Annotated in this window: 11 protein-coding genes; all 11 read left to right on the forward strand. The window is 61.8% G+C overall.

The features are described from left to right. Positions 1-41: 41 nt before the first annotated feature. The 11 genes from rseP (at position 42) to tilS (ending at position 14,744) form a co-directional block, all read left to right on the forward strand. Positions 42-1,394: an RIP metalloprotease RseP gene (gene rseP / locus OUY36_RS08035; protein ID WP_133455905.1), complete on the forward strand. Its 1,353-nt coding sequence runs from the start codon at positions 42-44 to the stop codon at positions 1,392-1,394. Between the two features lie 69 nt (positions 1,395-1,463). After that, positions 1,464-3,815 (forward strand): outer membrane protein assembly factor BamA, encoded by a 2,352-nt coding sequence (bamA, locus tag OUY36_RS08040; RefSeq protein ID WP_156244559.1) that lies wholly within the window; start codon positions 1,464-1,466, stop codon positions 3,813-3,815. Positions 3,816-3,863: 48 nt separating this feature from the next. Continuing rightward, entirely contained in the window at positions 3,864-4,367 is a 504-nt protein-coding gene (locus OUY36_RS08045) for an OmpH family outer membrane protein (RefSeq protein WP_063544005.1), read from the forward strand. 1 nt (position 4,368) lies between these two features. Further along, positions 4,369-5,427, forward strand: a complete 1,059-nt coding sequence (lpxD, locus tag OUY36_RS08050) for a UDP-3-O-(3-hydroxymyristoyl)glucosamine N-acyltransferase (protein ID WP_267937476.1) — start codon at positions 4,369-4,371, stop codon at positions 5,425-5,427. Positions 5,428-5,529: 102 nt separating this feature from the next. After that, entirely contained in the window at positions 5,530-5,970 is a 441-nt protein-coding gene (fabZ, locus tag OUY36_RS08055; RefSeq protein ID WP_264884526.1) for a 3-hydroxyacyl-ACP dehydratase FabZ, read from the forward strand. Further along, positions 5,967-6,743 carry an acyl-ACP--UDP-N-acetylglucosamine O-acyltransferase gene (gene lpxA / locus OUY36_RS08060; RefSeq protein ID WP_063543797.1) on the forward strand — a complete coding sequence of 259 codons (777 nt, stop codon included), beginning with the start codon at positions 5,967-5,969 and terminating at the stop codon, positions 6,741-6,743. Before fabZ ends, lpxA begins: the two co-directional genes overlap by 4 nt. A gap of 1 nt (position 6,744) precedes the next feature. Then, the gene (gene lpxB, locus OUY36_RS08065) at positions 6,745-7,878 is read left to right on the forward strand and encodes a lipid-A-disaccharide synthase (RefSeq protein WP_267937479.1); all 1,134 of its coding nucleotides are present in this window, start codon (positions 6,745-6,747) and stop codon (positions 7,876-7,878) included. Continuing rightward, positions 7,878-8,516: a ribonuclease HII gene (gene rnhB / locus OUY36_RS08070; RefSeq protein ID WP_110777614.1), complete on the forward strand. Its 639-nt coding sequence runs from the start codon at positions 7,878-7,880 to the stop codon at positions 8,514-8,516. Before lpxB ends, rnhB begins: the two co-directional genes overlap by 1 nt. 155 nt (positions 8,517-8,671) lie before the next feature. Further along, positions 8,672-12,193, forward strand: coding sequence for a DNA polymerase III subunit alpha (gene dnaE / locus OUY36_RS08075; RefSeq protein ID WP_267937480.1), 3,522 nt, complete (start codon positions 8,672-8,674; stop codon positions 12,191-12,193). A 184-nt stretch (positions 12,194-12,377) separates the two neighbouring features. Next, positions 12,378-13,328 carry an acetyl-CoA carboxylase carboxyltransferase subunit alpha gene (locus tag OUY36_RS08080; protein ID WP_014819915.1) on the forward strand — a complete coding sequence of 317 codons (951 nt, stop codon included), beginning with the start codon at positions 12,378-12,380 and terminating at the stop codon, positions 13,326-13,328. 126 nt (positions 13,329-13,454) lie between these two features. Continuing rightward, a complete protein-coding gene (gene tilS, locus OUY36_RS08085) occupies positions 13,455-14,744 on the forward strand; it encodes a tRNA lysidine(34) synthetase TilS (protein ID WP_267937481.1) in 1,290 nt (429 codons plus the stop codon). Positions 14,745-14,761 lie beyond the last annotated feature (17 nt).

Raw genomic sequence — 14,761 nt, forward strand, 5'->3', positions numbered from 1 at the left:
GGCAGCGATATCAGCACCAGACCCACCCCCGGAGGATAGTTATGGGCGCGCTTTACATGATCATTGGTACCCTCGTGGCGCTCGGGGTGTTGGTCACTTTCCACGAGTTTGGGCATTTCTGGGTTGCGCGTCGTTGCGGTGTAAAGGTGCTGCGATTTTCCGTCGGCTTTGGCAGCCCGCTGTTCCGCTGGCATGACCGTCAGGGCACCGAGTTCGTCATCGCTGCGATACCCCTGGGTGGCTACGTCAAGATGCTGGACGAGCGCGAGGGGGACGTGCCGCCGGCGCTGATCGACAGCGCGTTTAACCGAAAGAGCGTCCGTCAGCGGTTTGCCATCGTGTCCGCAGGTCCGCTCGCCAATTTCCTCCTGGCTCTGGTGTTCTTCTGGCTGCTGGCCATGCTTGGTAGCGAGCAGATTCGTCCAGTTATCGGCGCGGTCGAGCCGGGTAGTCTCGCTGCTCAGGCCGGGTTGTCCGCTGACCAGGAAATCGTTGCGGTCAACGGTAAGCCGGTTAGCGGTTGGGGTGAGGTCAATCTGCAGCTGGTGAGGCGCCTGGGGGAGAGCGGGCAGCTCGACGTTACGGTGCGTGATGTGGGCGGCTCCAGCGAGAGACATCTGCAGATTTCCCTGCAGAACTGGTTGAAGGGGGTCGAGGAGCCCGATCCCATCACCTCGCTCGGTATCAGGCCATGGCGGCCGCAGATTGTCCCGGTGATCGCGCAGCTGGACCCAGAGGGGCCGGCGCAGGCAGCGGGAATCCGTCTCGGTGATCGTCTGCTCAGCCTGAATCAGCAGCCTCTGGATGACTGGCAGCAGGTCATCGATGCAGTAAGGACTCTGCCTGGCGAGCCAGTTTCGTTGCAGGTCGAGCGGCAAGGGCAGCGCTTGGATGTATCGCTAACACTGGCCACCCGCGGCGAGGGCGAAGTGCGGCGCGGTTATCTTGGAGCTGGCGTCGAGGGAGGGGAGTGGCCAGCTGAAATGTTGCGCGAGGTCAGCTTCGGCCCGCTCGAAGCGGTGGCTGAAGGTGTCAGACGCACCTGGACCATGAGTCTGCTGACGCTCGATTCACTGAAGAAAATGCTGTTCGGGGAGCTGTCGGTAAAAAACTTGAGCGGCCCGATAACCATTGCTAAAGTGGCGGGCGCTTCTGCCCAGTCCGGTCTGGGGGATTTCCTCAATTTCCTCGCCTACCTGAGCATTAGTCTGGGGGTTCTCAATCTATTGCCTATCCCGGTGCTCGACGGCGGGCATCTGCTCTTCTATCTCGTTGAGTGGGTGCGTGGGCGTCCATTGTCGGAGCGGGTGCAGGGATGGGGAGTACAGATCGGCATCAGCCTGGTGGTTGGCGTGATGCTGCTTGCGTTGGTCAACGACCTTGGCCGTCTGTAACGCCGAATCCATAGTGTCGCCGTGCCCAATTGCCGGTTCATTCATCAGGTTTGAATAAGAAAGGACTTCATGAAACGTCTGCTGCTACCTGCGGTTATCTCCGCATTGATGATCGCCGAAGTTCACGCTGAGTCCTTCACTATCTCCGATATCCGCGTCAATGGTCTGCAACGGGTTTCTGCCGGCAGCGTCTTCGGCGCGCTACCGTTGAATGTGGGTGAGGCTGCAGACGACAGCCGCCTCGTTGAAGCGACCCGCGCACTCTTTCGTACCGGCTTCTTTCAGGATATCCAGCTTGGTCGTGACGGCGACGTGCTGGTCATCAGCGTAGTCGAACGCCCATCTATTTCGGCGATCGAGATCGAGGGCAACAAGGCGATCAAGACCGAGGATCTGCTTTCTGGGCTGCAGCAGTCAGGGCTGGCCGAGGGCGAGATTTTCCAGCGTGCGACGCTCGAAGGCGTGCGCAACGAACTGCAGCGCCAATATGTCGCCCAGGGGCGTTATTCGGCCACCATCGAAACCGAAGTGGTTGCCCAGCCGCGCAATCGCGTCGCGCTGAAAATCAAGATCAATGAGGGCTCGGTCGCGGCCATCAAGCACATCAACGTTGTTGGCAACTCGGTGTTCCCGGACGAGGATCTGGTCGACCTGTTCGAGCTCAAGACCACCAACTGGCTTTCCTTCTTCCGCAACGACGACAAGTATGCCCGCGAGAAACTGTCCGGCGATCTGGAACGCTTGCGCTCCTATTACCTGGACCGTGGCTACATCAACATGGATATCACCTCGACCCAGGTATCCATCACGCCGGACAAGAAGCACGTCTATGTGACAGTCAATATCGACGAAGGTGAGCGTTACACGGTTCGCGACGTCAAGCTCAGTGGCGATCTCAAGGTTCCGCAGGAAGAGATCGAAGCGCTGTTGCTGGCAAAGGAAGGGCAGGTATTTTCCCGTAAGGTGATGACGTCCACTTCCGAACTGATCACGCGGCGGCTGGGTAACGAGGGCTATACCTTCGCCAACGTCAACGGCGTTCCGGAAGCCCATGACGAAGACAATACTGTCTCTATTACCTTCGTGGTCGATCCGGGCAAGCGCGCGTACGTCAATCGCATCAACTTCCGTGGCAACACCAAAACCGAAGACGAAGTGCTGCGTCGCGAGATGCGCCAGATGGAAGGTGGCTGGGCCTCGACCTATCTGATCGATCAATCCAAGACGCGCCTCGAGCGCCTGGGTTTCTTCAAGGAGGTTAACGTCGAAACGCCGCAGGTGCCTGGTACCGACGATCAGATCGACGTGAACTACAGCGTCGAGGAGCAGCCGTCCGGCTCGATCATGGCCAGTATCGGCTTCGCGCAGAACGCCGGCCTGATCCTTGGTGGCTCGATCAGTCAGAACAACTTCCTCGGTACCGGTAACCGTGTTTCGCTGGGATTGACCCGCAGCGAGTACCAGTCGCGCTACAACTTCGGCTTCGTTGACCCCTACTGGACCGAAGACGGCGTCAGCCTGGGCTACAACGCTTTCTACCGCACCACCGATTACGATGAGCTGGACTACGACGTATCCAGCTATTCGGTGGACAGCCTGGGCGGCGGTATCAATATCGGCTATCCGATCAGCGAGACATCGCGCCTGTCCTTCGGCCTTACATTGCAGCAGGACGATCTGGACACCGGTCGTTATACGGTGGACGAGATCTTCACGTTCATGGAAGAGGAGGGCGATAGCTTCCTCAACTTCAAGGCATCGGCCGGCTGGTCGGAATCGACCCTCAATCGCGGCGTGCTGGCGACACGTGGTCACTCGCAGAGCCTGGTTTTCGAAACGACTATCCCCGGAAGCGATCTGTCGTTCTATAAGCTCGACTACAACGGCCAGCTGTTCGTGCCGATGACCAAGGACTATACCCTGCGCATGCACACCCGCCTCGGGTATGGTGATGCCTATGGCTCGACCTCAAGCCTGCCGTTCTACGAGCATTATTACGCGGGTGGTTTCAATTCCGTCCGTGGTTTCGAAGATAGCAGTCTTGGCCCGCGCAGTACTCCGAGCGACGGTTCGCGGCCTGGCACCATTGCCGACCCGGACCAGGACCCGTTGCCGTTCGGTGGTAACGTGTTGATTCAGGGTGGTCTTGAAGTGCTGTTCCCGATGCCGTTCGTCAAGGATCAGCGTTCGCTGCGTACTTCCGTGTTCTGGGATGTGGGTAACGTCTACAACACCAATTGTCCTTCGGAATCGAAGAACTGCAGCGATATCGACTTTGGCGACATGGCCAGTTCGGTGGGTGTCGGGCTGACCTGGATCACCGCGATGGGTCCGCTGAGCTTCAGTCTGGCGATGCCGGTGGTCAAGCCGGACGAGGCCGACACCCAGGTATTCCAGTTCTCGCTGGGACAAACGTTCTAACATTGGGGCGCCATGCTTCAGTGCTTTCTTTCAGGAGTGGTGTTTACCGTGCGTAAGTTGACTCAACTGTTTCTCGTCGTTGCCGCGCTGGTAGCGACTCCCGCGTTTGCCGAAATGAAGATTGCCGTCATGAACTATCAGATGGCACTGCTCGAGTCCGACGCGGCCAAGCGCTATGCGGTCGATGCCGAGAAGAAGTTCGGCCCCCAGCTGAGCAAGCTCAAGTCGCTCGAAAGCGATGCCAAGCGTATCCAGGACCGTCTGGTCAAGGATGGCGACAAGATGCAGCAGGCCGAGCGCGAGCGCCTGGAACTCGAATTCAAGCAGAAGGCTCGTGACTTTCAGTTCCAGTCCAAGGAGCTGAACGAGGCCAAGGCCGTGGCTGACCGCGACATGCTCAAGCAGCTCAAGCCGAAGCTGGACCAGGCTGTCGAAGAGGTGATCAAGAAGGGCAATTACGATCTCGTGTTCGAGCGCGGTGCCGTGGTGGATGTCAAACCGCAGTTCGATATCACCCGCCAGGTCATCGAGCGCATGAATCAGCTGCGCTGATATGGCCGGTGCAGTCTTCGCGCTCGGTCAGCTGGCCGAGGTGTTGGGTGGCAGTCTGCGCGGCGACGCTGCGCAGGTCATCGATGGCTTGGCGACGCTGCAGGAGGCGGGGCCAACGCAGCTGAGCTTCCTCGCCAATGCCCAGTACCGCAAGTATCTGTCGACCAGCCGCGCCGCAGCGGTATTGCTGTCAGCTGAGGATGCCGGGAGTTTCGGTGGTTCGGCGATCGTCGTCAGTGACCCCTATCTTGCCTACGCACGTGCTTCCCATCTGTTCGAGACGCGTCCGGCTGTCCGCGCTGGGGTCCATCCCACGGCAATAGTGGCCGATGATGCAGATGTCGATGCGTCTGCCAGCGTCGGCGCTTATGTGGTGATCGAATCCGGCGCGGTCATCGAAAAGGATGTTGTGATCGGTGCGCAGTCATTCATCGGCGCACGCAGCCGCATTGGCGAGGGTGGACGCCTTGCGCCGCGGGTCACGCTGTACCACGACGTTCTGATCGGCAAGCGTGTCGTCATTCAATCGGGTGCGGTGATCGGCGGCGAGGGGTTCGGTTTCGCCAAGGAAAAAGGTGCCTGGCAGAAGATCGCTCAGATCGGCGGCGTGCGTATTGGGGATGACGTCGAGATCGGTTCCAACACCACGATCGACCGCGGTGCGCTCTCCGATACCCTGATTGGCAACGGCGTAAAGCTCGACAACCAGATCATGATCGCGCACAACGTGCAGGTTGGTGATAACACCGCCATGGCGGGTTGTGCGGGGATTTCAGGCAGCACCAAGATCGGGCGCAACTGCATGATCGCCGGTGGCGTCGGCATGGTCGGCCACATCGAGGTTTGTGACAACGTGTTCGTCACCGGTATGACGATGGTCACTCGTTCAATCACCGAGCCCGGCAGCTATTCATCGGGCACTGCGATGCAGAGCGCGGCCGATTGGAGAAAGAGTGCCGCGCGTATTCGTCAGCTGGACGACATGGCTCGCCGGCTGCAGCAGCTGGAGAAAAGCCTGGCAGCCGTGACTCAGGGTCCGAATCCGACTTCTGATGCCTGAGCTTACCGTCTGATCCGGTTTTTTTCGGGGTGCTGTCTGTGAATGCTGGCGTGAGCTTTCGGCGCAGGCGGCCCTTTACTTTCTTACAGGCGCTTTCCTGACATGATGGACATCAACGAGATTCGCGAATATTTGCCTCACCGTTACCCCTTCCTGCTGGTGGACCGGGTGACGGAGATGGATATCGAGGCCAAGCGCGTTCGTGCCTACAAGAACGTCACCATCAACGAGCCGTTCTTCAACGGTCACTTCCCGCAGCATCCGATCATGCCGGGCGTGCTGATCATCGAGGCGATGGCCCAGGCGGCTGGCTTGCTGGGGTTCAAGATGATGGGCGTCAAGCCATCCGATGGCACGCTTTACTATTTCGTCGGTTCTGACAAGCTGCGTTTCCGCCAGCCGGTTCGTCCAGGTGATCAACTGGTTCTCGAGGCGGCCTTCCTGAGCAACAAGCGCGGCATCTGGAAGTTCGATTGTCGCGCTACCGTCGATGGCAAGCCGGTCTGCTCGGCTGAAATCATCTGCGCGGAACAGAAAATATGAGTTTGATCGACCCTCGCGCCATTATCGATCCCGCGGCTCGGCTGGCAGATGACGTCCAGGTAGGGCCCTGGTCGATCATCGGCCCGGATGTCGAAATTGGCGAGGGTACGGTGATCGCGTCGCACGTGGTCATCAAGGGGCCGACCCGCATCGGCCGCAACAATCGCATCTATCAGTTCTCCTCGGTCGGCGAAGACACTCCTGATCTCAAATACAAGGGTGAACCGACGCGGCTGGTGATCGGTGATAACAACGTGATTCGCGAGGGTGTCACCATCCATCGCGGCACCGTGCAGGATCGTTCCGAAACCACCATCGGTGATCACAACCTGATCATGGCCTATGCGCACATCGGCCACGACAGCGTCATCGCCAATCACTGCATCCTGGTCAACAACACCGCGCTGGCCGGGCACGTGCACGTCGGGGATTGGGCGATTCTTTCCGGCTACACCCTGGTACATCAGTTCTGCCATATCGGTGCGCACAGCTTTTCCGGCATGGGGACGGCGATTGGCAAGGATGTGCCGGCATTCGTCACCGTGTTCGGAAATCCGGCTGAGGCGCGCAGTATGAACTTCGAGGGCATGCGTCGTCGTGGCTTCAGTGCCGAAGCCGTGCATGCCTTGCGCAATGCGTACAAAGTCGTCTACCGCAAAGGCTTGACGGTCGAGGCAGCGCTCAGCGAACTGGCCGAGAGTGCGGCGGCATTCCCCGAGGTCGCGATCTTTCGCGACTCGATCCAGGCTTCGACTCGTGGCATCACCCGCTGAAATGAGCAGACCGCTCAGGGTCGCGCTGGTTGCCGGGGAATCCTCTGGTGACATTCTCGGCGCGGGCCTGATGCAGGCGCTGAAGGCGCAACATGCCGATGTCGAGTTCATCGGCGTAGGTGGTTCGCGCATGCAGGCTGAAGGGCTGCAGTCCTACTTTCCGCTGGAACGGCTGGCGGTGATGGGGCTCGTCGAAGTGCTTGGCCGATTGCCGGAACTCCTTGCGCGCCGCAAGCGCCTGGTGAGCACTTTGATCGCGCAGCGGCCAGATGTATTCATCGGCATCGACGCCCCGGATTTCAATCTGGGGCTCGAGCTCAAGCTGCGTCGAGCCGGGATCAAGACGGTCCACTACGTCAGCCCGTCGGTCTGGGCATGGCGGCAGAAGCGAGTGTTGAAGATCCGCGAAGCCTGCGATCTGATGCTGACGCTGTTCCCCTTCGAAGCCAGGTTTTACGACGAGCATCAGGTGCCGGTGCGCTTCGTCGGCCATCCGTTGGCCGATACCATTCCGCTTTGTGCCGACCGCGTAGCCGCACGGGAGGCGCTCGGTTTGCCGCAGCAGGGCATGATCGTTGCGCTGATGCCCGGCAGTCGCGGTGGTGAGGTATCCCGCCTAGGTGAACTGTTCCTTAGCGCTGCCGAGCGGTTGCGTGCCATGCGTCCCGGCATTCGTTTCGTCATGCCCTGCGCCAGCCCGGAGCGCCGGCTGCAGTTGGAACAGATGCTGGTCGCCCGCGACTTGCCGCTGACGCTGCTTGACGGCCGATCCCACGAGGCGCTGTCCGCCTGCAACGCGGTGCTGATCGCCTCCGGTACCGCCACGCTCGAGGCGTTGCTGTTCAAGCGGCCCATGGTGGTGGCCTACAGCGTGGCGCCGATGACCTATCGCATCTTGCGCCGATTGGTGAAAAGCCCTTACGTCGCATTGCCCAATCTACTGGCGCAGCGCCTACTGGTGCCGGAGCTGCTGCAGGATGCGGCGACACCGGAGGCGCTGGCCCAGGCGTTGTCGCCCTTGCTGGATGATGGCGAAGTGCAGACGGAGGGATTCGACAGCATCCATCGAACGCTGCGCTGTGACGCCTCGGGTCAGGCCGCCGATGCGGTTCTGCGGTTGGTGGGAGCACGCTGATGCAGTTCGGGCTCGATTTCAATCTCGTGGAAGAGCTGGTTGCTGGTGTCGACGAGGTGGGCCGTGGGCCGCTGTGTGGTCCTGTGGTGACGGCGGCCGTGATCCTCGATCCGGCACGGCCGATCGAAGGGCTGAACGACTCGAAGAAGCTGACCGAGGCTCGCCGAGAGGCCTTGTTCGACGAAATCCGGGAGAAGGCGGTCGCCTGGTGCATCGCCCGTGCCGAGGTAGAGGAGATCGACCAGCTCAATATCCTGCATGCCACCATGCTGGCCATGCAGCGCGCGGTCGAAGGACTGAGCGTCACACCGCGGCTGGCGCTGATCGACGGCAATCGCTGCCCTAAGCTGGCCGTGCCCAGCGCGCCGGTGATCCAGGGTGACGCACAGGTTCCGGCCATCGCGGCCGCGTCCATCCTGGCCAAGGTTAGCCGCGACCGCGAAATGCAGGCGCTGGATCTGTGCTATCCGGGCTATGGTCTGGCCGGCCACAAGGGCTACCCGACGCCGAGCCACCTCGAGGCGCTGCGTCGTCTCGGGCCAACGCCAATTCACCGTCGCTCGTTTGCGCCCGTCCGCGCGATGCTTGAGCAGGTGAGCATAGAGGTAGAGGTTCCGACCAGCGTCCTGCTGGTCTAGCGCCAGTGTTTGCGGCGTTCGGCTGAGCCTTCGCTCGCCTGCCGCGCCCTCCTGCTACCACTTGCCATGTCTCTGGCTGTCGCCGCGCTCGCCAGCGGCCGAACGCTTTCCGGTACAATCGCGCGCTTGTCGTTCTACCAGCTCAAGGTCTGTTCATGCCTGCTTCCTTCGTCCATCTCCGTCTGCATACCGAGTACTCGCTGGTCGATGGCCTGGTGCGCGTCAAGCCGCTGATCAAGGCGGTGGCGGCGGGCGGAATGCCCGCGGTGGCGGTGACCGACATGAGCAACATGTGCTCGCTGGTGAAGTTCTACAAGACGGCGCAGGGCGCCGGAATCAAACCGATCTGTGGCGCCGATATCTGGCTGGCTGGCTGCGACGAGGATGGTCCGCTTAGCCGCCTGACGCTGCTGGCGATGAACCCCAAGGGTTATCGCAATCTCACCGAGTTGATTTCTCGCGGCTGGACCGAAGGTCAGCGCAACGATCTGGTCATCATCGAGCGCGAGTGGGTCAAAGAAGCGGCCGAAGGGCTGATTGCGCTTTCCGGTGCCAAGGAAGGGGAGATTGGCCACGCTCTGCTCAATGGCGACGAAGCGCTGGCGGCGTCGCGTCTTGCCGAATGGCGCGAGGTGTTCGCCGATCGCTTCTACCTGGAAGTGCAGCGCACCAATCGGGTCAATGACGAAGAACACTTGCATGCGGCCGTGGCGCTGGCCGAGCGCAGCGGCGCGCCGCTGGTGGCGACCAACGACGTGCGCTTTCTCAAACAGGAAGACTTCGAGGCGCATGAAACCCGCGTCTGCATCGGTGAGGGGCGCACTCTGGACGACCCACGTCGCCCGCGCACTTATTCCGATCAACAGTATCTGAAGACGCCCGAGGAAATGGCCGAGCTGTTCGCCGACCTGCCCGAGGCGCTGGAAAACACCGTCGAGATCGCCAAACGCTGCAACATCGAGGTGCAGCTGGGTACCTACTTCCTGCCGAATTTCCCGGTACCTGAAGGCATGACCATCGACGACTACCTGCGTCAGGTGTCGTTCGAGGGCCTGGAGGAGCGGCTGGAAGTCCTGCTGCCAAAGGACACGCCGGACTACGAGGCGAAGAAGCAGGTCTATATCGACCGCCTCGAGTTCGAGCTGGGCACCATCATTCAGATGGGCTTCCCCGGCTACTTCCTGATCGTTATGGACTTCATCAAGTGGGCCAAGAACAACGGCGTGCCGGTCGGCCCGGGCCGCGGTTCGGGTGCCGGCTCGCTGGTGGCCTACGTGCTGAAGATCACCGACCTCGATCCGTTGGCCTACGACTTGCTGTTCGAGCGCTTCCTCAACCCCGAACGTATTTCCATGCCCGACTTCGACGTCGACTTCTGCATGGACGGGCGCGACCGGGTCATCGATTACGTGGCCGAGGCGTACGGGCGCAATGCGGTGAGCCAGATCATCACCTTCGGCACCATGGCGGCCAAGGCGGTGGTGCGCGACGTGGCGCGGGTACAGGGCAAGTCCTATGGTCTGGCCGACCGTCTGTCGAAGATGATTCCCTTCGAAGTCGGCATGACGCTGGGAAAGGCCTACGAGATGGAGGAGCCGCTGCGCGACTTCCTCGCCGTCGACGAGGATGCGCGCGAAATCTGGGATATGGCGCTCAAGCTCGAAGGCATCACCCGCGGTACCGGCAAGCACGCCGGTGGTGTGGTGATCGCGCCGACCAAGCTCACCGACTTCGCACCGATCGCCTGTGACGAGGAAGGCGGCGGCCTGGTGACCCAGTTCGACAAGGACGACGTCGAGCAGGCCGGCCTGGTGAAGTTCGACTTCCTCGGCCTGCGCACCCTGACCATCATCAAATGGGCGCTGGAAACCATCAACCGCGAGCAGGCCAAGAAGGGCCTGGAACCGGTCAACATCGACTTCATTCCGCTGGACGACAAGCCAACCTACCAGCTGCTGCAGAAGGCCGAGACCACGGCGGTGTTCCAGCTCGAATCGCGCGGCATGAAGGAGCTGATCAAGAAGCTCAAGCCGGACTGCCTGGAAGATCTCATCGCACTGGTGGCGCTGTTCCGCCCCGGGCCTTTGCAGTCGGGCATGGTCGACGACTTCATCAACCGCAAGCATGGGCGTGCCGAAGTCTCCTATCCGCACCCGGACTACCAGTACGCGGGGCTGGAGCCGGTGCTCAAGCCCACCTACGGCATCATCCTGTATCAGGAACAGGTGATGCAGATCGCCCAGGTGATGGCCGGCTACACCCTCGGTGGCGCTGACATGTTGCGTCGCGCCATGGGTAAGAAGAAGCCGGAGGAGATGGCCAAGCAGCGCGGCGGCTTCATCGAAGGTTGCGCCAACAATGGGATCGATGGGGACCTGGCGGGCAACATCTTCGACCTGGTGGAAAAGTTCGCCGGCTACGGCTTCAACAAGTCGCACTCGGCCGCCTACGGCCTGGTGTCCTACCAGACGGCCTGGCTCAAGGCGCATCACCCGTCGCCGTTCATGGCAGCCGTGCTCTCGGCGGATATGCACAACACCGACAAGGTGGTGATCCTCATCGAAGAGTGCCGCAGCATGAAGCTGCGCATCGATCCGCCCGACGTCAACGTCTCCGAATTCAAGTTCACCGTCAACGACGATGGCCGTATCGTCTATGGCCTGGGCGCGGTCAAGGGCGTGGGTGAGGGGCCGGTCGAGGCCATCGCCGAATGCCGTGCCGAAGGCGGCCCGTTCAAGGACCTGTTCGATTTCTGCGCGCGCATCGACCTCAAGCGCATCAACAAGCGCACCCTGGAAGCACTGATCCGCTCCGGTGCGCTGGATCGCCTCGGACCGTATTTCTTCGAGGAGGCCAAGGCCTACCAGGCCAACATCGACCGCAACCGCGCAGTGCTGCTGGCGGCGATGGAAGAGGCAGTACAGGCCGCCGAACAGACCGCACGCAGCGCCGAGAGCGGCCACATGGACCTGTTCGGCGGCCTGTTCGCCGAGCCGGAGGCCGACGTCTACGCCAATCACCGAAAGGCGCGCGAGCTTTCGCTGAAAGAGCGTCTGAAAGGCGAAAAGGACACCCTCGGCCTCTATCTCACCGGCCACCCGATCGATGAATACGAGGGGGAGGTGCGTCGTTTCGCTCGTCAGCGCATCGTCGACCTGCGCCCGGCGCGCGGAGAACAGACCATTGCCGGCCTCATCGTCAATCTGCGGGTCATGAAGAACAAGAAAGGCGACAAGATGGGCTTCATCACCCTGGATGACCGCTCGGGGCGCATCGAGGCTTCGCTGTTCGCCGAGGCGTTCAACACGGCGCAGGCCTTGCTGCAGACCGATGCCCTGGTGGTGGTCGAAGGCGAGGTGAGCAACGACGACTTTTCCGGCGGCCTGCGCCTGCGCGCCAAGCGTGTGATGAGTCTGGAGGAAGCGCGTACCGGTCTGGCCGAGAGTCTGCGGGTCAAGGTCGCCGGCGAGGCGCTCAAGGGCGAACGCATGCGCTGGCTGGCCGAGGTTTGCGGCCGCCATCGCGGTGCCTGCCCGATCACGCTGGAGTACACCGGTCGCGATGCGCGGGCGCTGCTGCAGTTCGGCGAGAACTGGCGAATTGATCCGGCGGACAACTTGATTCAGGCATTGCGTGACCAGTTCGGACGCGACAACGTCTTCCTGCAATACCGATAGAGGGCCGGGCCCGGAAAGTTCATCGACATGTGCTTTCCGAGTCAGGCCTGAACGGCCCGGTGCTGACCGGGTCATGGTTTCAGAACAATTTTTGTTCGACCTGAATGCGCCGCTCCCGTAAGGTAAGGCGCAAAAAACGGAACAGCCTCCCGGCCGCCTGGCCGTCGACGCATGACGGATGCCTATGAACCCGAACTTCCTGGATTTCGAACAGCCGATCGCCGACCTGCAAGCCAAGATCGAAGAATTGCGCCTGGTTGGTAACGACAACTCGCTGAACATCGGCGATGAGATTGCCCGCCTGCAGGACAAGAGCGAGTCGCTCACCGAAAGCATCTTCGGCAATCTGACCAGCTGGCAGATCGCCCGTCTGGCTCGCCACCCGCAGCGGCCCTATACCCTCGATTACATCAATCACCTGTTCACCGAGTTCGAAGAACTGCACGGTGACCGCCATTTCTCCGACGACGCGGCCATTGTTGGTGGTACGGCGCGTCTGGACGGCCAGCCGGTGATGATCATCGGTCATCAGAAAGGCCGTGAAGTACGCGAGAAGGTGCGTCGCAACTTCGGTATGCCGCGTCCGGAGGGCTATCGCAAGGCCTGCCGTCTGATGGAAATGGCCGAGCGCTTCAAGATGCCGATCCTGACCTTTATCGATACCCCGGGCGCCTATCCGGGGATCGATGCCGAGGAGCGCAACCAGAGCGAGGCCATCGCCTGGAACCTGCGCGTGATGGCGCGGCTGAAGACCCCGATCATTGCCACCGTGATCGGCGAGGGTGGTTCCGGCGGCGCGCTGGCCATCGGCGTCTGCGACCAGTTGAACATGCTGCAGTATTCCACCTACGCGGTAATCTCCCCGGAAGGCTGCGCCTCGATTCTCTGGCGTACTGCAGAGAAGGCGCCGGAAGCCGCCGAGGCCATGGGTGTCACCGCCGAGCGCCTGAAGGATCTGGGCATCGTCGACAAGGTGATCCCCGAGCCGCTGGGCGGCGCCCATCGCAACCCGGCCGTCATGGCCGCGGCCATGCGCGAGCAGCTCAACAGCCAGCTGCACATGCTCAAGTCGCTGGACACCGATGCACTGCTGGCGCGTCGCTATGAGCGTCTGATGAGCTACGGTATCGCCTGAGTCATCCCTGTGCGTGCTTCGCCTCTCTGAGCGAGGCACGCCAGGATTCGCTGTCGGGCCTTCGCTCGCGGCTTTCGCTCCTGAGCCTTATGCTTGCCGGCATTCCCGGTATTCGAAGCGCCAAGCATGTCCCTCGATTCCCGCCTGCTTTCCGTTCTTGCCCCCTGGCGCGGCTCATCGGCGTGGTGGGTGGCGTTCTCCGGCGGTCTTGATTCCACTGTTCTGTTGCACGCGCTGGTGCGGCTGGCGGAACGTCGTGCGCTGCCTCCGATTCGCGCAATTCATGTGCACCATGGCCTGCAGGTCGCCGCTGACGACTGGCCAGCGCACTGCCAGCAAGTCTGCGACCGGCTTGGCGTCGCGCTGGAGGTTGTGCGCGTGCAAGTTGTTCCAGGCGCCAGTCTGGAGCGGGCTGCACGCGATGCGCGCTATCAGGCGTTCGCTGCGCGCCTGGGCGAAGATGAGCTGCTGCTGACCGGGCAGCACCGCGATGACCAGGCCGAGACGCTGCTGTTCCGGCTGCTGCGCGGAGCTGGTGTACGGGGGCTGGCAGCGATGCCGGTCGCGCGCGCCTTGGCAAGCGGCCAGCTGGTTCGGCCGTTGCTGGACGTGTCGCGGGCCGAACTCGAAGATTATGCGCGTGCCAACGGCCTGGCGTGGGTCGAGGATCCCAGCAACAAGCAGCTGGAATATTCACGCAATTTTCTGCGTCGGCAGGTCCTGCCTCTGCTGCAGCAGCGCTGGCCTCAGGTTTCATCCAGCCTGGCCCGCACAGCAGCGCATATGGCTGACGCGCAGCAGCTGCTCGATGAGCTGGCGCAGCAGGATCTCGCGGTTGCCCAAGCCGACATTGATTTCGACTGGCTGAATCTGCCGAGTCTTGCCCTTGCGCCGTTGCGCGAGCTGACGCCGGCGCGGCAGCGCAATGCGCTGCGTCATTGGCTGGCAGGGCGAGCCCTAGCGCCGGATGAAGATCACTGGGCCGGCTGGGAGTGTCTGCGTGACGCCAGGGCGGATGCCACGCCACGCTGGCGACTGGCAGGTGGTGAGCTGCAGCGCAGCGGCGAGCGCGTCTGGTGGCTACCGGACGGCTGGCTTGCGTCTGTTGGTGGGCCGGTTGACTGGCCCGACCCGTCCGTCGAGCTGCAGCTTCCCGGTAATGGCTCGCTTCGGCTAGAGGGGGCGCCGCCCATTGGCAGGCTGCAGATTCGCTATCGAACCGGTGGTGAAGTCATGGCTGTGTCCGGTCGCGGCCGGCGAGACCTCAAGCGCCTGCTGAATGAAGCCGGGGTTCCTGCGTTTGCCCGTGGCCGTTTGCCCTTGCTGTATTGCGATGAACAACTGGTCGCAGTGGCCAACCTTCCGCAACTGAGCGCGGGTCGGTGTGCCCTGAAGTGGTGCGCGCCGGGCTGCTAAGTGGTTTGAGCTGATAG

Origin of the sequence: Stutzerimonas sp. R40042, assembly GCF_026642215.1 — a bacterium.
Classification (GTDB): Bacteria; Pseudomonadota; Gammaproteobacteria; order Pseudomonadales; family Pseudomonadaceae; genus Stutzerimonas; species Stutzerimonas frequens.